We start from the raw sequence: 19,490 nt of genomic DNA on the forward strand, positions 1-19,490 counted from the left end.
TGCGGGTCCTCGACATCCGGAGGCGGCGCAACATCGCGAGCGGACGCCTCTCCGGCCTGCTGGCCGACACGCTCCTGGCCCGCCTGCCCGGCTCCAGCGCCGCCTCCGCCTTCGCGTCTTCTGCCGTGGAGGGCCGGGTCGCCGGGCCCGACCGCGTGGCAGCGCTGGTGCAGGAGCAGCTCGGGGACCCTGACGTCATCGTGACCGGGACCCCCGGCGGGGACGACGAGGAGTCGGCCCTGCTGGACCGCCTGCTGGCGCGACGACCCGACGCGGTGGTGGTGTGCCTCGGGTGGTCCGCCCACGACGACGACCTTCCACGGGCCAGCCGGGCCATCTTCACCTTCGGCGACTCGCAGCCCACGGCCCGAGCGGTCACCGAGCTGCTCACCGCGCACCGATGATCGTCATCGCGGTGTCGTCGGGCACCTCCGTGGACGCCATCGACGTGGCAGCGGCGCGGTTCCGGATGATCGACGTCCTGCGCCTGGAGCCGCTGGCGCACGAGGAGGTGCCCTGGCCGTCAGCCATACGCCAGCGGATCCTCGCCGCAGGCGCCGGAGCCACCACGACGGTGGACGAGATCGCACAGCTGCACACCCTGTCGGGTCAGGCGTTTGCGCGAGCGGCCGACGCCATGGCCTTGCGCCTCGGCACGCGTCCTGATCTGGTCGTCTCGCACGGCCAGACGATGTACCACTGGGTCACGGGCCTCGCCGCGCACGGGTCCTTCCAGATCGGTGAACCGGCCTGGATCGCGGAGCTGCTCGGCGTTCCCGTGGTGAGCAACCTGAGGTCTCGCGACATCGCCGCGGGCGGTCACGGAGCGCCGTTGGCCAGCACCCTCGACGCGCTGTGGCTCGCCGAGGTCGCTTCCTCGACGAAGGCCCAGCGCGTCGCGGCCCTCAATCTCGGCGGCATCGCGAACGCGACGATCCACGCTCCCGGTGAGCTCACGTCATACGACCTCGGCCCGGGCAACTGCCTCATCGACGAGGCCGCGACGCTCGCCACGGGTGGTCGGGAGCGTTGCGACGTCGACGGCGCCCTCGCCCGGCAGGGTGTCGTCGACGAGGACCTGCTCGAGTCGCTGCTGGCGGACCGCTACTTCGCGTCGCCGGCGCCGAAGTCGACCGGCCGGGAGTACTTCACCCTGCGGTGGGTGCACCGCCACCGGGACCAGGCGCTCCCGCCCGTGGCGGGCAGGGACCTGGTGGCAACGATGACCGAACTCACCGCGCGCTCGGTGGCGGCCCAGTTGCAGGGCGTCGAGCTGCTCGTGACCAGTGGGGGCGGCGTGCGCAACCCCACCCTGATGGAGGCGCTGGCCAGACACCTGCCCGGGTGCCGGGTCACGACCAGCGCCGAGTTCGGACTCGACCCCGCGGCGAAGGAGGCCTACCTCTTCGCCCTGCTCGGCTACCTCACCGCGACCGGCCAGGCCGGCACCGTGCGGACGAGCCCCGGCGGCAGGACCACCACGGGTGCCAGCGGCCCCAGGATCCTCGGAGACATCACCCCGGGCGCCGGCCCGCTCGTCCTCCCGCCCGGGGCCGCCGAACCGCCACGCCGCCTGCGCATCGGCTGACGTTTCACAGGCCCGGGGACGGGTAGTCGAACGCCATGACACAAAAGCAGTCCGAGATCGTGGCGGAGCTGCTGGGGCAGCACGGTCAGACGTATGCCGAGCAGGCTGGGATCACGCTGCGGGACAAGCCGTCTGCGCTCTATCGCCTTCTGGTCCTGGCCACGCTGCTCTCGACCCGCATCAACGCCGACCTTGCGGTCGACGCCGCTCGGGAGCTGTCCCGCGCGGGTTGGCGCACCCCGCGAGCAATGCTCGAATCGACCTGGCAGCAAAGGGTCGACGCCCTCGGCCGCGCACACTACAAGCGCTACGACGAGAGCACGGCCACCCGTCTGGCCGAGGGCGCTCAACTCCTGCTCGAACGATACGGCGGCGACCTACGTCGCCTCCGGGACGAGGCCGACGGTGACGTCCACAGGATCCACGACCTGCTGATGCAGTTCCCGGGAATCGGTCCGACGGGAGCACGCATCTTCTGTCGGGAGGCGCAAGGAGTGTGGCCCGAACTACGCCCCTACTTCGACGAGCGCGCCATCGCTCGTGCCGCCGACCTCGGACTCCCCAGCACCCCGCCGAGGCTCGGCAGACTGGTGGCCGACCGTGAGCTCACGCGGTTGTCCGCGGCGCTGGTCCGGTCCGCTCTCGCGGGGTAGGCGCACGGCGCCGAGACTCCCGAGGACCGCGCGCGAATGGCGGGTGGAATCATCGGGTTCGACGAAGGAGGACGACCGTGCCGGCCCTGACCGCCGTGGAGAGTTCCACTCTCGCGACCCGTCGCGAGGACCTGCTGCGTTTCGCAGCCGGATCCGTGCACCGTGAGGGAGGGTTCGCCTGGTTGGACCAGTCCGGCCGAGCGGAGCTCGACCGTCCGGTCGAGGCCTGGATCACCTGCCGGATGACGCACGTCTTCGCCCTGGCCGCGCTGCAGGCCGACCGTGCGGCTCCAGCCCTGCTGGACCACGGGGTGCGGGCTCTGCGGGGACGGCTGCGCGATCCGCAGTTCGGTGGCTGGTTCGCCTCGGTCGACGCCGACGGGCCGGTGCTGGCCGACAAGAGGGCCTACGAGCACGCCTTCGTGCTCCTGGCCGCGTCCAGTGCGACGGCGGCCGGGCACGAGGACGGGGCCGCGCTGCTCGAGGATGCGATCGCGATGTTCGAGCAACGGTTCTGGCGTGAGCAGGACGGGCTCGTCGTCGACGTGTGGGACCGGAGCTGGACCGACCTCGAGGACTACCGGGGCGTGAACGCCAACATGCACACGGTGGAGGCGCTGCTCGCGGTGCACGACGTCACCGGGGAGCGGCGTTGGCTCTCCCGAGCCCACCGGATCGTCGAGCGAGTGGTGCACGGCTTCGCCCGTGACCACGGGTGGCGTCTGCCTGAGCACTTCACCGCCTCCTGGCGACCCCGGCTCGACTACCACCGGGACCAGCCGGCCCACCCGTTCCGGCCCTACGGCGTGACGATCGGTCACCTGCTCGAGTGGTCCCGGCTCGCGCTCCACCTGCGCGCTGCCCTCGGGTCGGAGGCACCGGGGTGGTTGCTGGAAGACGCACGAGCCCTCTTCGCACGAGCCGTCGCGGACGGCTGGCACGTCGATGGCGCAGACGGATTCGTCTACACGACCGACTTCGAGGCCGAGCCCGTCGTCCGCGACCGGCTGCACTGGGTCGTGGCGGAGGGCATCGCCGCGGCCTGGACGCTTGCCGAGGTGACGGACGACGACGACTACCTGCGGTGGTACGGCCGCCTGTGGGACTACGCCGACAGCTTCCTGATCGACCAGGACCGTGGGTCGTGGCACCACGAGCTGGATCCCCAGAACCGACCGGCGGATTCGGTCTGGTCAGGAAAGCCGGACGTCTACCACGCCTATCAGGCTGCCCTGCTGCCCACGCTCGGCACCCTCACCTCGTTCGCCGGCGCGCTCCGGGCGTCGTAGGGCGTCGCCCCAGGCGTTGAGGCGACCGGCGGACAGCGAAGCGCTCGACCCGGCGCCTGTTGCTGCGCCGCGTCCTACGATGGAGTTCCGAGACAAGGGCACATCGTGGCACTCCCCCAGCTTCCAGCCTCCTCCGGCCGACGACCGAGGCGACGGCTGTCCCGCAGGACCGCCAGCTGGCTCATCGCCCTGGTCGTCTGCCTCACGGCCCTCGTCGTCTCACCAGCGGCGGCATCCGCCGCGCCTGCCTTCGCCTCGCTCGGCACCTCCGCCGGGCCCGCCGCGCTGGTCCAGGGCATCAGCGTCCCCCAGTCGATCTCGCCGGACCCGGCCGGTGGTGGCCGCGTGTCCCTGACCTCGATCCCGGCAGACCGGGCCGGCGCCGACGACACGCAAGACCGGAACGCGACCGCGCGACGGTGGCTGGTGCTCGAGGAGCTCTTGGTCACCGCGCTGCTGGTGCTCGTCGCCGTGCTGCTCGGCCGACGCTCCCGGCTGGGGCAGCCGTCACACCCTCACGGCCCTCGGGATGGTCACCGGCCCCGGTGACCCTGGCGCAGCAGGGCCCGGGAGCGCTCGACGACCGGCTCGTCGATCATGGCGCCGTCGAACTCGACCGCACCCAGCCCGGAAGCCAACGCGGCGTCATACGTCGCCACCATCCGCTCAGCCCGGTCGAGCTCCTCGGCGGTGGGTGAGAAGCCTTCGTTGATGATGGGCACCTGGGACGGGTGGATGGCGCTCGCACCGACGAGCCCGATGGCGCGCGACCGGCGCACCACCTCGCGGAAGGCCTCGGGGTCGGCGTAGTCGGCGATCGAGCCGACCAGACCGATCGGCAGCACGCCGGCGGCCCGTGCCGCGAAGACGGTCACCTGCTTGGGCCCGGCCATCAGCTCCGGGACCGGGCGGACTCCAGCCGACGTCGCGAAGTCCTCGGTCCCCAGGGTCAGGAAGGCGATACGAGGGCTGGCCTTCGCGATCTCCTCCAGCCGGAAGAAACCGCCGCTGGTCTCGACCATGGCGATGAATCGCACCTGTCCGTGCGGCAACCCGGCTCCCGCCTCGAGCTCGGTGACGACCTCGTCGAGGAAGCGGACGTGGTCGGCGCTCTCGAGCTTGGGCAGTGCCAGCGCCTTGACCCCGGGCAGGACGGCGGCCTCGAGGTCGCGGACGGCGAGTCGCCAGGGCCGGTTGACGCGGACCGCGACGTCGACGCCCAGGCCGGTCAGCCGCTCGACCGCCGCAGGAAGCACCCGACGCGCCTCTTCCTTCTGGCTGGCCGCGATGCTGTCCTCGAGGTCGAGCTGGATCGCGTCAGCGCCGCGGGTGTGTGCCTTGTCGACGAACCGCTTGGAGACCACCGGGACATACAGCAAGGACCGCCACAGCAGCGGATCCTCCGTGGACGTGCTCATCCGCATGCACCCTTCTCGCGCAGGACTTCCAGCTCATCGGTCGAAAACACCTCTCGCAGCACGTCATCGGTGTCCTGGCCCAGCCTGGGGGCCGGGGTGCGGATCGCCCCTGGACTCGCGGACAGCCGCGGCACCACCTGGTGCATGGCCACCGGGATGTCATCCTCCACGTCCGGACCGTCCACCACCACGCCTCTGGTCCGGAAGAACTCGGTGTCCAACAGGCCGGCGATGTCCATCACGGGCGCGGCCGTCACGCCGGCAGCACGCATCAGGCGGAGGCTCGCCTCGAGGGAACGCTGGCCGAAGAACCCGCCGAGGATCGCATCGAGCTCCTCCACGTGGGCGAGTCTGGCCCCGTTGTCCACAAACCGCGGGTCCTGCACCAGCTCGACCCGGCCGATCGCCGCGAAGAGTCGCTCCGTCATCGTCTGGGTCGAGCCGGACAACGCTATCCACTCCCCGTCGCCGGTCCGGTAGACGTTGCGGGGTGCACTGGACTGGGAGCGGCTGCCGTTGCGCTGCGGCACCCGACCGGCGTGCCGGTAGATCGCCGCCATCGGCCCCAGCACGGAGAACAGCGGCTCGAAGAGGGACAGGTCGATCACCTGGCCACGTCCCGTGGTCTCCGCGTGCCGCAGCGCCGCCAGCACCGAAAAGGCACCGAAGGTGCCGGCGACCATGTCGGCGAGCGCCCCCGGCGGCAGGACCGGTTCTCGATCGGGGAAACCGTTCCAGGCGGCGAGCCCCGACATCGCCTCGATCAACGTGCCGAAGCCGGGTTGGTCGGACATGGACCCCGTTTGGCCCCAGCCGGACACGCGTGCCACCACCAGCGCCGGGTTGGCCTCGAGCAGTTCCTCGGGTGAGAGGCCGAGCCGCTCCAGTGCTCCCGGCCGGAAGCTCTCCACCAGCACGTGCGCGCCGACGACCAGGCGCAGCACGGCGTCCCTGCCTTCTGCGTGCTTCAGATCCAGCGTGATGCTCCTCTTGTTGCGCCCGTAGACCTTCCAGAAGAGCTCCTTGCCGTCCTCGAGCCAGTGGCGCAACGTGTCCCCGGTGCCCGGCCGTTCGACCTTGATCACATCGGCGCCGAAGTCTGCGAGCAAGAGGGTCAGCTGGTTGCCCGCCACCAGCCGGGACAGGTCCAGGACCCGTATGCCGTGCAGCGGCCCGGGGAGCAGCTCGGCAGCGTCGTGCGTTTCACTCACACCTCCACACCGCCCAGCTCCCGCGACCGGGCAGCGGCGGCGCCCGAGAAGACGTAGGCCGCGTCCGTGGGGACGATCAGCCAGACCTGGCGATCGGTCACCTCGGCGTCGCTCTCGGCGAACACCAGCTGGTCGCCGGCGACGAGCTCGTACTCGTAGCGCGCACCGACGAACGCGACCTTCTTCAGCTCCGCCGGGATGGCATTGACCGACTCCGCCCCGACGTCAGCGCGGGGTGGCACGACCTCCATTCGTTCCGAGCGGATGCCCACGGTCACCGCGGCTCCGTCCGGGTGGGTCTCGTGCGAGGTGACCCGGAGGGTTCCTCCGCCGGCGAGCTCAACCGTCGCGACGCCGTCGGACTCACCGCCGCGGACCGTCGCTTCGAAGAAGCTGCACCGTCCGATGAAGTCGGCGACGGAGGCGTTCGTCGGCGCGTTGTAGACGTCCTTCGGCGACGCCACCTGGAGCATGTGGCCGTCCTCCATGACCGCCAGCCGGTCGGACAGCGACAACGCCTCGAGCTGGTCGTGCGTGACATAGACCGTGGTGATGCCGATGCTGCTCTGCAGGTCCTTCAGCCAGGCGCGCGCCCGGTCACGCAGCTTGGCGTCGAGGTTCGACAACGGCTCGTCGAGCAGCAGCACCGTCGGTGAGTAGACCAGGGCCCGTGCCAGCGCCACCCGCTGCTGCTGGCCGCCGGAGAGCTGGTGGGGGTAGCGCTTCTTGTAGGGCAACAGCCCCACCTGGTCCAGCGCATCGTCGATGAGGCTCGTCTGCCTGCTCTTCTTGACCTTGCGCAACTTGAGTGGCATCGCCAGGTTGGCCTCTACCGTCATGTGTGGCCACAGGGCGTAGGACTGGAAGACCATCCCGAGGTTGCGCTGCTCAGGGGTGAGGAACCGCCCCGAGTCGGAGTCGAAGAAGACCTCGTCCCCCACCCGGATGGAACCGGAGTCGGGTCGTTCGAGCCCGGCGACACTCATCAGCGTGGTCGACTTGCCGCACCCACTGGGCCCGAGCAGGGTGAAGAACTCCCCGTCCTGCACGGTGAACGAGATGTCGTCGAGGGCCTGGGCCTCCCCGAAGCGCTTCGACAGACCTTGCACGACCAGATCAGGCATTGGAACGCACCTTGAGGACCTTTCCTGCGATGAACACGAAGACTGCGGTGATGGCGATCTGGACACAGGACAATGCCGCGACGGCGCCCGTGTTCCCGTTCAACCAGAGCTGCAGCATCGTGGTGCCGATCACCTGGGAGTTGGCATTGGCCAGGAACACCGCCGGGGTGAACTCCTTGATCATCTGCACGAACAGCAGCACGAACGCCGCGAGCATGCCGGGCATGATCAGCTTGAACAGGATCCGGCTGAAGGTGCGCCACCAGTCGGCGCCGAGTGAGCGTGCCGCCTGGTCGAGCTCGTCGCCGATCTGCATCACGATCGGGGCGATGGCCCCGAAGGCGGCCGGCATCGACCGCACGCTGAAGGCGATGATCAGCGCCAGCAAAGTGCCGTTGATCCAGTTGAGCGGACCGATGAGCGCGAAGGCCCAGAAGAAACCGATACCGAGGATGATGCCCGGCACAACCTGCGGCGCCAGGGAGGTGAACTCGAGCGAACGCCGGAACCGGAAGCCGGAGCGCCGGGCCACCAGCACCACGACTGAGATCAGCAACGTCGTGGCGACCGCGCCGATCAGCGCGATGATGATGCTGTTGTAGATGGACTGCACGTAGGCGTGGTAGGAGAACACCAGCGTGAAGTTGTCCAGCGTCAGCAGGCTGAACGGGTTGACCAGCGGCGTGAGGATCTGCGTGAAGGCCCGCAACAGGAGGGCCAGCAGGGGGATCACGGGGCCGAGCAGGAGGTAGACGAAGACAAAGGCGAAGCCGAGCCAGCGTAGCCTGCCCAGCTCGAACAGCCGGGGCCGGGAAGCCTTGCCGCGCACCGCGACGAACCGCTGGGCGTTGCGCAGGGAGAGTGCCTGCACGGTCACGAGGACCGCCATCACCGCCAGGGTGAACACCGAGGCGGCAGCGACCAGCCCGTAGTCAGGGTTGGACTGGGCGAGGCCGTTGATGTAGATGAAGCTGGCGAAGAGGTCGATGCCGACCGGGCGGCCGAACAGCAGCGGCACGCTGAGGGTCTCGAGCGAGGTCGAGAAGATCAGCAGCGCGCTGTAGAGGATCGGCGGCCGCAGCATGGGCAGGACGATGGTGACCAGGATGCGCAGTGGCCCCGCGCCGCAGGTGCGCGCCGCGTTCTCCAGCGAAGGGTCCGACAGGCGCAAGGCGCCCGAGCAGTAGAGATAGCCGATCGGGATCAGCGCCACCGCCTCGGTCAGCGCCATCCCGGGGATGCTGTAGAGGTTCCACGGGATGCCGCCGAAGATCTGGCGGAAGCCCACGCTGATGAACCCGGCGGGGCCGTAGACGATGATCCAGCCGAAGGCCAGGACGAGTGGGGAGATGTAGATCGGCCACAGCAGCATCGATCCCATCACCCGCCCGCCCGGCACCCGGGTCCGGATCAGCACGACCGCCAGCAGCACCGACAGAACCACCGCGATGACGGTCGTCAGCGCGGCGAAGGCGAGGCTGTTGAGCACCACCCGACCGAACCCCGCCTGGGTGAACAGGTGGACGAAGTTCTGCCAGGTGAGCACTGGCCCCGAGGCGTAGAGGGGCCGGTCGATGAGCGACTGCCACAGAGTCGGGACCAACGGCGCGAGGACGAGGACCACGATGGCGACGAACACGCCATACTGGATCCACGTCTCCTTGCCATGACCCCACAGGCGCCGATAGCGGGGTGGCGGTAGCGAACCGGCGGAGTCCCGGGCCGTCGGCGACGGTTTCGTCGTCGTCACGTCCACGTCCTTCCGTCTCGTCGGGGCGGGCTCGTCAGGCCTTCATTGCGGCAGCCCACTTCTTGCGGAAGGCATCGGCGTCGGCCTTGCTGATCTCGTCGTAGGCGACGTTGATCAGGTTCTCCTTGCCGACCTCCTTGCCGATCGTGTTGTAGCTGCGCGGCGCCTCGTCCTTGGTCACGTCGTCCCGGAAGGGAGTGAACCCTCCCTTGTAGATGGCGATCTGGCCGTCGTGCGAGAGCAGGAAGTCGAGCATGAGCTTGGCCGTGGCCATCTGGGGCGCCGTCTTGGGAATCGCCATGCCGCGGAACATCATCGGGGTGCCGTCGGCGATGTAGTTCCAGCCCAGGATGGCGCCGGACTTCTCCGCCTGCGGCAGCACGACGGTGCTCGACATGAAGTAACCGACGAGGTACTCACCCGAGTTGATCTTGTCGACCATCGGTCCGGAGGACTGCTCCATGCGGGTCGCGGGCAGCACCTTGTCGAGCACGTCCCACGCCTTGGGGTACTTCTGGCCCCAGACGTACTCGATGGCGAAGCCGAAGCTGTTGGCGTCGTCGTAGGTCGTGACCTTGTTGTCGAACCGTTCGGTGTCCCCGCCCACCAACTTCGCGAGATCCGACATGCTCTTGGGCCGCTCGTCCTCCTTGATCAGAGCCTTGTTGTAGGCCAACAGGATCGGGTCGGTGGAGAAGGTGTAGAGGCCGGGGAGCGGAGACCCGAAGTCGGGCAGCTTGTCGAGCTCGGGAGACTTGTAGTCGGCGGCCGCCTTGTGCTTCTTGATGAAGTCGATCCAGCTGGTCGGGTCGCCCGAGACCATGAAGCTGGCCGCCGACGTCCCACTCGCGGACTCGCTGTAATAGCGCTGGAATACCTCCGCGCTGTCGAGGTTGTTGGTCGAGATGTCACCCACCCACGAGTACTTTGCCTTGAACGCGTCGATGATGGGCTGCCAGTTGTACTCCGCCATGTTGGAGTAGATCGTGAGCCCCTTCTCCTTCTTGGAGGCATCGATGATGGAGCTGTAGTCCGAGGGGTAGTAGGACGGTTGCGTCGCACCGCCGCTGGGCCCCGAGGTCCCTCCCTGAGCGCTGGTGCTGCCGCCACCCCCACAGGCCGCGAGCACACTGGCCGCCGAGAGCGCGGCCCCCGCCGCTAGCGAGCCGCGGAGGAACACGCGCCGGTCGAACTCGGGCAGACGGAGGGGGAGGTTGTCGTTCTGGTCGGAGCTGGTCACGAGGCGAACCTTCCTGTGTTGCGGAGTTGACCATCGAGGAAGTCGGTGATCGGGGGGACAAGGCCGGCGAGGTCGTGCCGGGAGTGCGGGACCACGTCGAGACGAGAGGAGATGCCGTGGTTGCGGTAGTTGTCGTGCAGGGTCTTGGCCTGTTCGACCCGTGAGCGCACGCCGGTGTCGGTGTCGTCGGCGCCGACCACGACCTGCACCGGGACACTGCGCAAGGTGGCGAGATCGAGGCTGGTCCCGAAGACGTCCTGGACATCCCGGGTTCCTGCCCACCAGTCGCGGGTGTCGTCGAGCAGCGTGATGCGCCCGGGAGCCGCGATGGTTGCGCTCGCCACGAGGCCGGGGTGCAGGTAGAGGAAGCGGTGGACGAACTGGGCTCCGCCGGAGAACCCCACGAGCCGAAGCGGTCCGAGCCGCCGGCCGGTCCGGCGTTCCGCGGCCACCACCATGCGCATCAGCAGTCGGTCGAAGCGCAGGTGGCCGAACCTGATGAACTTGTAGTTGTCGAGGTCATCGGGACGGTCGATGCCCGCGGGGAACAACGGAGACAGGATCGTCACCCCGTGCTGCTCGGCGAAGGGGACGAACGCGTCGCGTATGCCGATAGCATCCCTCCCCGTTCCGTGCACCGTGACCAGCAGCTCGCCCGAGCGGATTTCGGCGGGGACATAGGTGCAGTAGGAGAACCGCGGATCGTCCCCGAGTGCATAGAGCGCACTCGAACCGCGTGGCAACAGGCCGTGGGGAACGGCCTCCATCTGCTCTGCGTGACCCATTGCTCCAGCCGGCTCCCTGCTTGGCGGTCAGCGTGACGCCGATCACTCTATGGAGATTTTTTATACAATGTCAACGATTTCCTGCAAGCGGTCTACCATCATGGCGTGACGTTGAAACGAGCAGCGGTGCAGACCAAGGGAGCCGCCGCCTACAGCGCTCTTCGCGAGGCGATCCTCGACGGCCGGTTTGCCCCGGGATCGCGCCTGACCGGACAGACGCTCGCCGACGAGCTCGGCATGAGCCTGACCCCAGTCCGGGAGGCGCTGCGGCTGCTGGCCACCCAGGGACTGGTCGAGCACGATCCGCACCGGGGGACCCGCGTGGCTCCGTTGGCGCCCGAGAGCATCGAGGAGACCTACCGGTTGCGGCGCGTACTCGAACCGATGGCGTGCGAGCTTGCCGCGCAGCATGCCACGGCTGACGACCTGGCCGAGATCGAGGCGGCGATGTCGGCCTTTGCGAGCGCCGTGGACGACAAGCGGCACGACGACCTGCCCGAGCTCAACGCGATCCTCCACCACCGGATCTACGCGGCCGCGCAGTCGCCCTTGCTGCTCGAGTTCATCGACCGGCTGTGGCTGCGCATTCCCTTCCAGGCCATGAGCCTGGTGCGGCACCAGGAGCAGAAGACGGCCGAGCACCAGGCGGTGGTCACGGCGATCGTGGGTCGCCGCCGGAAGGCGGCCGGCCGAGCCATGCTGCAGCACATCACCAACTCCACACAGGCGACGCTCGCGCGCGCGAAGGCCATGGAGGGCGGATCCGACCAAGAGGTCTCCTGAGCGCGAGTCCCTCGACCGTCCTTCACGGTTCGAGCCCTACAGTGAGCCGGTGACCGCCGAGACCGACGCTGCTTGCTTCGTCTGCACCAACTCTGCATCGGATGCCGACGTGCCACGGGAGAACATCGCGCGCACCCGGCACTGGCGCGTCGCGCACGCGTTCAACTCGACGTTGCCGGGGTGGCTGGTCGTCGTCCCGCTCGATCACGTCGAGTCTTTTGCCGGGCTCGCGCCCGCGGCGATGTCGGAGCTCGGTGAGCTCCTCGGCGCCACGTCCCGCGCCCTCCAGGCGGAGCTGGGGTGCCGCAAGACCTACACGATGCAGTTCTCGGAGGCGCAGGGATTTCAGCACCTGCACGTCCACGTCGTACCCCGCATGGCGGATCTGCCCGAGGAGCACCGGGGCCCTCGCATCTTCCACTACCTGAGCCAGCACGAGTCGGACTGGCCGTCGACCACCACGATCGACGCCCTGGCGACCAGACTCGCCGCGGCCGTCGCCCGCGAGCGTTGAGCAGTTCAGTCCTCATCCAGCGGCATACCTGGCCAGGGTGGCGGGGCCGACCGCCTGGAGCGAGACGAGATCCAGGTCGGCCGGGGTCGTGAGGAGCCGGGCGCCCTCGCCGACGGCGGTGGGAAAGCTCGCAGCAAGGTCTCCTGGAGAAGGTCTTCGGCGTCGTGAGCCGAACCGAGCATCCGATAGCAGTGGACAAGCAGCTCGCGACGGTATGGCGCGACCGTGGCTTCGAAATCTGCCTTCACCTACTCATCCTGACAGCGCTGGGCCACGAGCCTGCACGACGCTCGTCACCGGGTCACGCCGGCCGTGGCCGGCCGTCATTCACCAGCTCAGCAGCAGCACTGTGCAGGTCGGTGTCCTGCTGGGTGGCGATGCGGTGCAGCGCTTCCAGTGCCTGGGTCCCGGTGAGTCCGAACCGCTCCATCAGGATGCCCTCGGCCCGTCCGATGATCGTCCGGTCGGCCAGCACCAGGTTGGCGTCCGCAAGCTCCTGCTCCCCGGCCAGGGCCACCGACACGTGCGCGGCCAGGGCGTAACCGACAGTGGCGTTGGAGTCGTCGAAGGCGTTGACCGTCGTGCCGTAGAGGTTGAGCGCGCCGAGGCTGTCCCGGCTGGTGAACAGCTGGAAACACAGCATGGAACGGATCCCGAGCTGCTCGGCCGCCCGCGGTCCCCAGTCCGGCCAGCGGTGCTCCGCGGTGAGGTCGTCGCTGCGGACGGTTTCGTGGCTCCAGATTGCGTCCAGGCACGGGCCCTGCCCCAGTTCGTACTGCAAGTCGTCACCACGTCTCGCGATGTCGTCGGTGTAGGCCGGCGTCTCGATCCGCTTGTTGCGATGGACCAGGGACACACAGGCGTAGTCGCACCCGTCGAACAGCTCGACTGCGACCTCGACCGAGCGCTGCAGCGTGTCCTGGACACCGTGTCGGGCCTGGAGGGACCGCACGATGGCGCCGAATCTCTCGTCCGCTGCCCAGGCGCGGCCGGTCATCACCTCACCGTGTCCGCTCAGCGTCCGCCACGATGCTGGTGGCCATCGCGCTCAAGCTGATGCCCTGCTCGGCGGCGCGCCGCACGATCATGTCGTAGGCAGCCGCCATGTCGACCTTCTCGGCGTACGCCAGCACGCCCTTGGCCCGCTCGAGGACGACGCGACCCTGCAGCGCGCGGCGCACCTGCGCCTGGATCTGCTCGAAGTCGATCTCCTGGGCGGTGGCGACCGCCAGCGTCGCGATGTCCGCAAAGGCGCGTGTCAAGCGGGCCCCCTGTTCATCCAGCGCCGACGGCTGGCGCCGAAAGAGATTGACCGCGCCCAGGACGTGCTCGCGCCACAGCAGCGGCTGCGAATGGACCATGTCGAAGCCTGCCACGGCGATGGCCGACCCCACGGTGGGCCAACGGCGCACCATCGCCTCGTTGCCGCAGGCGGTGACCAGTGCGCCGGTCTGGAATGACTCGACACAGGGCCCGTCGTCCTGAGCGACCTGGAAGATCTCCAGCTCTGCGGTCTGGTGCGAGGTGGAAGCCAACAGCTCCAGCTCACCTCCAGCGGTTGCCACTACCAACCCCACGGCATCGGCAGGTACCACCTCCTGGCAGTCGCGCATCAAGCGAGCCAGCACGTCGATCGTGTCGTGCTCGGCGACCAGCGCCGAGGTGGCGTCGCCGAGCGCCTGGGCGGCGGTGCGTGCGCTCATGGTTCCTCGTTCCGGGTCGTGGTGTCGGTGATGCTGAAGTTGAGCCGCCGCGACAGGATCTGGGCTGCAATGTCGTCCAGACTGGCCGCATGGGCGAAGGCATGTGCCCGCAGCAGGGCCATCGCGTCCTCGACGCCGATACCGAGTTGGGCCACGACCATTCCGGTCGCCTGATGCACCCGCGAGCGTGCCGCCCATGGTCCGACGGGGCCCTTGTCGTCGCCCCAACCGGGTTCGCGCAGCAGGGCGGCGCCCACCGCGTCGGCCACAAACTGAGCCATCTCCACGTCGAAAGCCCCTGCACCGGACCGGCCGCTCCGCCGGTGCAACGTCAGGACCCCCATCAATTGTCCACCGGGGCGCATCGGTAACGCATCGAGATAGACCATTCCGATCTCGCGGCGGGCCGACGCCCCAAATACCGGCCACCGCTCGTCCTGCACGTCGCCGCTGACCACCTGTCCACTGCGGTAGGCGTCCCACCCGGGGCCCTCGCCCAGGACCTCCGCAAGATCCTCCAACCGGGCCGCCACCTCTCCGGTGGTGCACACGGTCATCCGGTCGTCCGAGGCATACCCGAAGGTGATCGCCCCACCCGCGGCGTGAGCGATGTCCACACACGCCCGGCACAACCGGACGGCCAAGGGATCACCGGAGCCGGAGCTTGCGACCGCGCGGGCGAGTCGAGACAGCACGGCTGCCTTGTCATCGTTCATCCGCCCGCCCGTCGCGATGGTGGCCTTTCCATCTCAGGGTAGCCTCACGAATCGCCACCAGCCCACCTCGCGAGACGACCCGCAGCGTTTAGGGATTTGAACGCTGATATGGGCGGGTGTTTAGGGGTTTGAGCGCCAAAGCCGCTGTGCGGTTCGGTTACCGCCCATAGCGTCGGCGTTGCGGCTGGACCGCAGGGGTCCGGCACGACGAACAGCGGAAGGCAAGAACATGATGCGAACGAGGAAGTGGGCGGGTCGGGCGACGACGGCAACCGCCCTGACCGCTTCAGCGATGTTGGTCCTCGGGGGGATCGCTCACGCCGACACCCTTCAGGACACCATCACCGACACCGGCACAGGCGTGACGCTCGTCGCCGGCTCGGGAACCAGCGGCAGCGCCGCGATCCGGCTCATCGGCAACAACGCCGCGGGCGACCCCGACCAGGGCTGCAACATCGACCCCGGCGAGAACCCGCTGAAGCTGGACATCGTGGCCCCGGCCGGCGTCACCGCGAACCCCGACCAGATGTCCATCACCAGCTGCGGCACGGAGTTCCCCATCACCTTCACGGCCTCCAGCTCCGCGCAGAGCGGTCATGTGACAGTCACGGTCCTGTCCGGCCCGGCCGGCGGCGGGACCTACGTCAACCAGGTCGACATCCCGATCACCATCACCCAGCCGGCCCCCGTCAACACCAAGCCATCCGTCACCGTCCAGGGCGTCAGCGACGGAGTCAGCTACGAGATCGGCCACGTGCCGGCCGCGACCTGCGCCATCAGCGACGCCGAGGACGGCGACAGCACCGCGGCGGCCACCGTCTCCGGCACCCTCTCGCACGGTCTCGGCAGCCAGACGGCCACCTGCGACTACACCGACTTGGGCGGCCTCGCCGCCGACACGGCGAGTGTGAGCTACAGGGTCGTCGACACCGGCAACCCGAGCATCAGCCATTCCCTTTCTCCCACCGGCCCCAACGCGCAGGGCTGGTACAAGCAGGATGTGACGGTGGCGTTCACCTGTGACGACGCCGGCTCGGGTGTCCAGAGCTGCGAGGTTGACGCGACCCTGGGAGAGGGCAGCGGGCAGTCCGTCACGGGCACGGCGACCGACTGGGCCGGCAACACGGCGACCGACACCGTGTCGGGGATCAACATCGACAAGACGGCTCCGAGTGTCAGCCTGAGCGGTGGCCCCGGCGAGAGCTACTACTTCGGCAGCGACCCGGCAGCCCCGGCCTGTGAGGCCTCCGACGCCCTGTCCGATGTCGCGAGCTGCGTGGTCACCGGAGGCGGCACCGGGTTGGGGTCCCACAGCTACACGGCCACCGCGACCGACAACGCCGGCAACACGCAGACGGCGACCTTGGTCTACACGGTGCTCGCGTGGAACCTCAACGGCTTCTATGCCCCGGTCGACATGAACGGTGTGTGGAACACCGTCAAGGGCGGCAGCACCGTTCCCCTGAAGTTCGAGGCCTTCGCAGGCAGTGAGCTCACCGCCACCTCAGCGGTCAAGAGCTTCATCCAGAAGCAGGTCGCCTGCCCTGGCAGCTCGGCGCCCACCGATGCGATCGAGATCACGACCGCCGGTGGGACCTCGCTCCGCTACGACTCCACGGCCGGCCAGTTCATCCAGAACTGGGCGACGCCGAAGAAGCCGGGCACCTGCTGGAACGTCACGATGACCACACAGGACGACTCCCAGGTCAGCGCGAACTTCATGCTGAAGTAGGGACCGAACTGGACGAGGGGCCCCGGATCGACCACCGGGGCCCCTCTCTTGATTGCCAGTCCGATGCTTCCTGGCGAGACGGCACGCTTCGGCCCGCCGCGGGCGGAAGCCCCGTGCGGGGCCGGTGGCCGCTCAAGCGCAGACTGCTCGGGAGAACGGAGTTGACGATGTCCGACTCGGTCCGTCGTCGCGCCATGGGCGGCCACCCTGGGGCAGCCAGGGAGACGTGCCCTCGTTGGTGTGTCACCGCCCACGGAATGCACCTCGGCGAGGACGACTGGGTGCACATGGGTGAGCCCGTCGCACTCGCCGATGGCGTGCTCGCGCGGCTGTGCCTGTCGGTGGACCCGCGGTCGGGGGCGAAGGACGGGCCCTACGTGGTGGTGGGCTCGAGCGAGTACACGTTGGACGAGGCCGCTGCGCTGGGGGTGGCGCTGGTCGCCATGGCCAACGCGGGTCATCAGGCTATTCGTCCCTGAGCAACTTGAAAGCGCTCTCGCGGTCCTTCACCCTGAGCTTGCGAAGGACCGCCGAGACGTGGACGCGCACGGTCGTCGGTGACACGAAGAGCCGGCTCGCCACCTCCTCGGTGGAGTGCCCCTGGCCCAACATCTCCATCACCTCCCACTCCCGCGGGGTCAACTTGGTGGCAGCGGCGGTCTTCCGCCTGAACCGCGGACGGGTGGGCGCGCGGAACTCCTGCAGGATCCGCGTCACGAGGCTCGCCGGCATGGCCGCCTCCCCGGCGAGCACCGCCCGCAGGGCGGTGGGCAATTGCGCCGGGTCACTGTCCTTCAGGAGGTATCCAGAGGCCCCGGCCCGCAGAGAGTCGAAGAGGTCCTCGTCCTCGCGGGACTGCGTCAGCATGACGATGGCGGTTTGAGGCAGGGCCTGGCTGATCTGCTGTGCCGCGCGGATTCCGTTGCCCGGCATGTGTATGTCGAGCAGCGCCACATCCGGTCGGCGCTCCAGCACGGCCTGCACCGCCTCCTCGGTGGTCGCGCACTCGGCGCTGACCTCGCACCCGCCGGCCTCCAGCGCCTCCCGGATCAGGGCGCGCACACGCACGTGGTCGTCCGCGATGACGACGCGGGTCGGAGAGTCGGTCACCACGTCACCGTCATCCGGCTCCCGGCGCCGCGCTCCGCGGTCAGGTCGAACGAACCGGGCAGTCCACGGGCACGCTCGCGCATGCTGACCAGCCCATAGCCGGTTCCGCTCTCGAAGGCCATCGCCACGTCGAAACCCCTTCCGTCGTCCTGGATCACCAGGGACCGCTGCTTGCTCGTTCGACCCAGCTGCACACACACCCGCCGGGCTTCGCCGTGACGCACCGCGTTGGAGACCGCCTCCCGGGTGATCCGCATCAGGGCGTGCTGCTGTTCCTCGGGGACCTGGATCGAGTCGTCGAGGTCCACCTCAAGGTCCACCTGGAACCGCTCCGCCAACTCCCGTGCGGCTCGGTGGAGCACGAAGCCCAACGGCTCCTCGCTCGAGCGGCCCAGCGCCTGCACCGCTGCCCGCGACTCATCCAGAGCGCGGTCGGAGGCGCTGATGATGCGCTCCCTGGCACAGACACTCGACGGGATGGAGTGGCTTTCGGCGCGGATGTACACGAGTTCCTGACTGACACCGTCGTGCAGTTCTCGCGCAAGTCGCCGCCGGTCCTCGAGGACGGCCGCCGTCGCTCGGGCGGTCCAATACTGCCCCAGCTCACGCCCCGCCCCCACGAGGAGCACCAGGTAACAACCCGTCCGCAGGACGTCCCCGGCATACAGCCAGTCCGTGTAGAGGGAGGGGAACAGCATGTAGTTGACACGGGAGAAGGCGGCCAGCGCACAGGCCGGACCGAGCCAGCGCAGGAGCTGGTCGCCATGGCGCAGCGACTTCAGCGTGAAGGCGATCGAGGCGAAAAGGAAGCAGAACCCGGAGACGCCCTGAGCGACCAGGAGTAGGGGATGTCCCGACAAGACCGGATGTTGCGCTGACATGGGAAAGTACGTTCCGTCCAGGGCCACCGGAAGCTTGGACCGTGCGGCGAAGAAGGCGAGGAAGGCGCTCGCCACCACCGCGGCGGGCCCGACGACCGCCCACCGGCGCCACGCAGGCTTCACCTGCCGCTCGAAGTCCTGCAGTGCCGCGGCCCCGATGAGGAGCGCACCGACGACTCGTACGGTGAGCGGGAGCCACACGTCAACCGTTCCACCCTGTGTGCCGCTCAGCGCCTGCACGGCATAGGTCAGACCGAAACCAGCGACCGCCAAGAGCACGAGACCCTGCGTGAGAAGCAAGTCTTGAGACCTGCCACCCCGGACGAACCGACCGTGAACGAGGTAGGCCACCAGCAGAGCCACGCACGCATCCACGGTGTCCAGGACCAGGTGGATCGACGGGCTGCGATACCCGAAGACCAGGTACGGGCTCCAGAGGATCAGGCCGGTCACGAGAGCGCCCAAGCCCATCGCGGCCCCGGTGAGGACGGCGGACGACACGCTGTTGGCGGAGTCCCCGGAAGCTCTTGGCGAGACCGGCCGGGACGACATGGCCGAAGGCTAAAGGAGGAGCAGGAAGGCCGAGGCCGTTTCCGTCTTACCAAGAAGGGCGTTAGTAGGTCGAATCAGTTGGCGGTGATGTAGGCCAGGTCTGGGTCGCCGAAGAAGCCGCGCACGAGGTGGGGTAGGGCCTGTAGGCGTCGCAGTGCCGCGACGGCCAGTGCTTTGAACTGGTCCGGACCGGTGATGCCGGAGCGGCCGACGCGGTCGTGCTTGATGTTCTTCCAGACCCATTCGTCGGGGTTGAGTTGTGGGGAGTAGCCGGGCAGTTGGAACAGGCGTAGCTGGCCGTCACTGTTGGCGGCGAAGGCCTTCACCTTCTTGGATCGGTGCACGGGGTGGCCGTCGACGACCAGGAACACCGGGCCGGTGGTGTCGGCCATCAGGCGTTTGCAGAACTCGATGAACGTGTCCGCGGTCATCGACCCGGTG

General features: G+C 68.7%; 21 protein-coding genes and 1 pseudogene. 9 read left to right on the forward strand and 13 right to left on the reverse strand.

Features of this window, described 5'->3' with window-relative positions:
• From FRW57_RS23000 to FRW57_RS05405, 5 genes and pseudogenes are all read left to right on the forward strand, one after another.
• A pseudogene (locus FRW57_RS23000) lies at positions 1–404 on the forward strand (hypothetical protein); the annotation flags it as partial.
• Positions 401–1,588 carry an anhydro-N-acetylmuramic acid kinase gene (locus tag FRW57_RS05390; RefSeq protein WP_152185495.1) on the forward strand — a complete coding sequence of 396 codons (1,188 nt, stop codon included), beginning with the start codon at positions 401–403 and terminating at the stop codon, positions 1,586–1,588. The pseudogene FRW57_RS23000 and the gene FRW57_RS05390, both read left to right, overlap by 4 nt.
• Before the next feature lie 35 nt (positions 1,589–1,623).
• A complete protein-coding gene (locus FRW57_RS05395) occupies positions 1,624–2,241 on the forward strand; it encodes an HhH-GDP family DNA glycosylase (protein ID WP_152185496.1) in 618 nt (205 codons plus the stop codon).
• A 77-nt stretch (positions 2,242–2,318) separates the two neighbouring features.
• A complete protein-coding gene (locus tag FRW57_RS05400) occupies positions 2,319–3,530 on the forward strand; it encodes an AGE family epimerase/isomerase (protein WP_238999313.1) in 1,212 nt (403 codons plus the stop codon).
• Positions 3,531–3,635: 105 nt separating this feature from the next.
• A complete protein-coding gene (locus FRW57_RS05405; RefSeq protein WP_152185497.1) occupies positions 3,636–4,079 on the forward strand; it encodes a hypothetical protein in 444 nt (147 codons plus the stop codon).
• Here the strand turns inward: FRW57_RS05405 and FRW57_RS05410 are convergent.
• From FRW57_RS05410 to FRW57_RS05435, 6 genes are read right to left on the reverse strand one after another with little or no spacing between them, the layout of a single operon-like run.
• Positions 4,064–4,948, reverse strand: a complete 885-nt coding sequence (locus tag FRW57_RS05410; RefSeq protein ID WP_152185498.1) for an HpcH/HpaI aldolase/citrate lyase family protein — start codon at positions 4,946–4,948, stop codon at positions 4,064–4,066. The two genes, FRW57_RS05405 and FRW57_RS05410, sit on opposite strands and share 16 nt — an antisense overlap.
• Entirely contained in the window at positions 4,945–6,159 is a 1,215-nt protein-coding gene (locus FRW57_RS05415) for a CaiB/BaiF CoA transferase family protein (protein WP_152185499.1), read from the reverse strand. The genes FRW57_RS05410 and FRW57_RS05415 overlap by 4 nt, the downstream gene beginning before the upstream one ends.
• Positions 6,156–7,283: an ABC transporter ATP-binding protein gene (locus FRW57_RS05420; protein WP_152185500.1), complete on the reverse strand. Its 1,128-nt coding sequence runs from the start codon at positions 7,281–7,283 to the stop codon at positions 6,156–6,158. Before FRW57_RS05420 ends, FRW57_RS05415 begins: the two co-directional genes overlap by 4 nt.
• On the reverse strand, positions 7,276–9,033 hold the full coding sequence (locus FRW57_RS05425) for an ABC transporter permease (RefSeq protein ID WP_202911629.1): 1,758 nt from the start codon (positions 9,031–9,033) through the stop codon (positions 7,276–7,278). Before FRW57_RS05425 ends, FRW57_RS05420 begins: the two co-directional genes overlap by 8 nt.
• A gap of 34 nt (positions 9,034–9,067) precedes the next feature.
• Entirely contained in the window at positions 9,068–10,273 is a 1,206-nt protein-coding gene (locus FRW57_RS05430) for an ABC transporter substrate-binding protein (protein WP_137122573.1), read from the reverse strand.
• Positions 10,270–11,040, reverse strand: a complete 771-nt coding sequence (locus tag FRW57_RS05435; RefSeq protein ID WP_152185501.1) for an alpha/beta fold hydrolase — start codon at positions 11,038–11,040, stop codon at positions 10,270–10,272. Before FRW57_RS05435 ends, FRW57_RS05430 begins: the two co-directional genes overlap by 4 nt.
• A gap of 123 nt (positions 11,041–11,163) precedes the next feature.
• On the opposite strand from FRW57_RS05435, the gene FRW57_RS05440 reads away from it, so the two are divergent.
• Together FRW57_RS05440 and FRW57_RS05445 are read left to right on the forward strand one after the other, a co-directional pair.
• Entirely contained in the window at positions 11,164–11,841 is a 678-nt protein-coding gene (locus tag FRW57_RS05440; RefSeq protein WP_202911630.1) for a GntR family transcriptional regulator, read from the forward strand.
• Between the two features lie 49 nt (positions 11,842–11,890).
• Positions 11,891–12,355 (forward strand): HIT family protein, encoded by a 465-nt coding sequence (locus FRW57_RS05445; protein ID WP_137122575.1) that lies wholly within the window; start codon positions 11,891–11,893, stop codon positions 12,353–12,355.
• Between the two features lie 5 nt (positions 12,356–12,360).
• Here the strand turns inward: FRW57_RS05445 and FRW57_RS24335 are convergent, their stop codons facing one another.
• From FRW57_RS24335 to FRW57_RS05465, 4 genes are read right to left on the reverse strand one after another with little or no spacing between them, the layout of a single operon-like run.
• Entirely contained in the window at positions 12,361–12,603 is a 243-nt protein-coding gene (locus FRW57_RS24335) for a sigma factor (RefSeq protein ID WP_137122576.1), read from the reverse strand.
• Between the two features lie 53 nt (positions 12,604–12,656).
• Positions 12,657–13,352: a GAF and ANTAR domain-containing protein gene (locus tag FRW57_RS05455; RefSeq protein ID WP_137122577.1), complete on the reverse strand. Its 696-nt coding sequence runs from the start codon at positions 13,350–13,352 to the stop codon at positions 12,657–12,659.
• Between the two features lie 4 nt (positions 13,353–13,356).
• Entirely contained in the window at positions 13,357–14,058 is a 702-nt protein-coding gene (locus FRW57_RS05460; protein WP_137122578.1) for an ANTAR domain-containing protein, read from the reverse strand.
• Complete coding sequence (locus FRW57_RS05465) at positions 14,055–14,774, reverse strand: GAF and ANTAR domain-containing protein (protein WP_137122579.1); 720 nt, start codon at positions 14,772–14,774, stop codon at positions 14,055–14,057. Before FRW57_RS05465 ends, FRW57_RS05460 begins: the two co-directional genes overlap by 4 nt.
• A gap of 292 nt (positions 14,775–15,066) precedes the next feature.
• Here FRW57_RS05465 and FRW57_RS05470 point away from each other — a divergent pair, with 292 nt between their 5' ends.
• Complete coding sequence (locus FRW57_RS05470) at positions 15,067–16,506, forward strand: PxKF domain-containing protein (RefSeq protein WP_162529270.1); 1,440 nt, start codon at positions 15,067–15,069, stop codon at positions 16,504–16,506.
• 167 nt (positions 16,507–16,673) lie between these two features.
• A complete protein-coding gene (locus tag FRW57_RS05475; protein WP_137123496.1) occupies positions 16,674–16,985 on the forward strand; it encodes a DUF6907 domain-containing protein in 312 nt (103 codons plus the stop codon).
• Here FRW57_RS05475 and FRW57_RS05480 read toward each other — a convergent pair.
• The 3 genes from FRW57_RS05480 to FRW57_RS05490 form a co-directional block, all read right to left on the reverse strand.
• The gene (locus FRW57_RS05480) at positions 16,972–17,616 is read right to left on the reverse strand and encodes a response regulator (RefSeq protein WP_238999315.1); all 645 of its coding nucleotides are present in this window, start codon (positions 17,614–17,616) and stop codon (positions 16,972–16,974) included. The genes FRW57_RS05475 and FRW57_RS05480 overlap by 14 nt on opposite strands.
• On the reverse strand, positions 17,613–19,049 hold the full coding sequence (locus FRW57_RS05485; protein WP_152185504.1) for a sensor histidine kinase: 1,437 nt from the start codon (positions 19,047–19,049) through the stop codon (positions 17,613–17,615). Before FRW57_RS05485 ends, FRW57_RS05480 begins: the two co-directional genes overlap by 4 nt.
• A gap of 74 nt (positions 19,050–19,123) precedes the next feature.
• The coding region (locus FRW57_RS05490) for a transposase (protein ID WP_203230219.1) at positions 19,124–19,490 on the reverse strand (367 nt) is incomplete at its 5' end.

Origin of the sequence: Segeticoccus rhizosphaerae, from assembly GCF_009192725.1 — a bacterium.
Taxonomy (GTDB): Bacteria; Actinomycetota; Actinomycetes; order Actinomycetales; family Dermatophilaceae; genus Segeticoccus; species Segeticoccus rhizosphaerae.

Excerpts from the sequence above, each read along its gene's own strand:
- FRW57_RS05390 (WP_152185495.1), top strand. The coding sequence starts at position 401 with ATGATCGTCATCGCGGTGTCGTCGGGCACCTCCGTGGACGCCATCGAC.
- FRW57_RS05395 (WP_152185496.1), top strand. The coding sequence starts at position 1,624 with ATGACACAAAAGCAGTCCGAGATCGTGGCGGAGCTGCTGGGGCAGCAC.
- FRW57_RS05410 (WP_152185498.1), bottom strand. The coding sequence starts at position 4,948 with ATGAGCACGTCCACGGAGGATCCGCTGCTGTGGCGGTCCTTGCTGTAT.
- FRW57_RS05420 (WP_152185500.1), bottom strand. The coding sequence starts at position 7,283 with ATGCCTGATCTGGTCGTGCAAGGTCTGTCGAAGCGCTTCGGGGAGGCC.
- FRW57_RS05435 (WP_152185501.1), bottom strand. The coding sequence starts at position 11,040 with ATGGAGGCCGTTCCCCACGGCCTGTTGCCACGCGGTTCGAGTGCGCTC.
- FRW57_RS05455 (WP_137122577.1), bottom strand. The coding sequence starts at position 13,352 with ATGACCGGCCGCGCCTGGGCAGCGGACGAGAGATTCGGCGCCATCGTG.
- FRW57_RS05460 (WP_137122578.1), bottom strand. The coding sequence starts at position 14,058 with ATGAGCGCACGCACCGCCGCCCAGGCGCTCGGCGACGCCACCTCGGCG.
- FRW57_RS05465 (WP_137122579.1), bottom strand. The coding sequence starts at position 14,774 with ATGAACGATGACAAGGCAGCCGTGCTGTCTCGACTCGCCCGCGCGGTC.
- FRW57_RS05470 (WP_162529270.1), top strand. The coding sequence starts at position 15,067 with ATGTTGGTCCTCGGGGGGATCGCTCACGCCGACACCCTTCAGGACACC.
- FRW57_RS05475 (WP_137123496.1), top strand. The coding sequence starts at position 16,674 with ATGTCCGACTCGGTCCGTCGTCGCGCCATGGGCGGCCACCCTGGGGCA.
- FRW57_RS05485 (WP_152185504.1), bottom strand. The coding sequence starts at position 19,049 with ATGTCGTCCCGGCCGGTCTCGCCAAGAGCTTCCGGGGACTCCGCCAAC.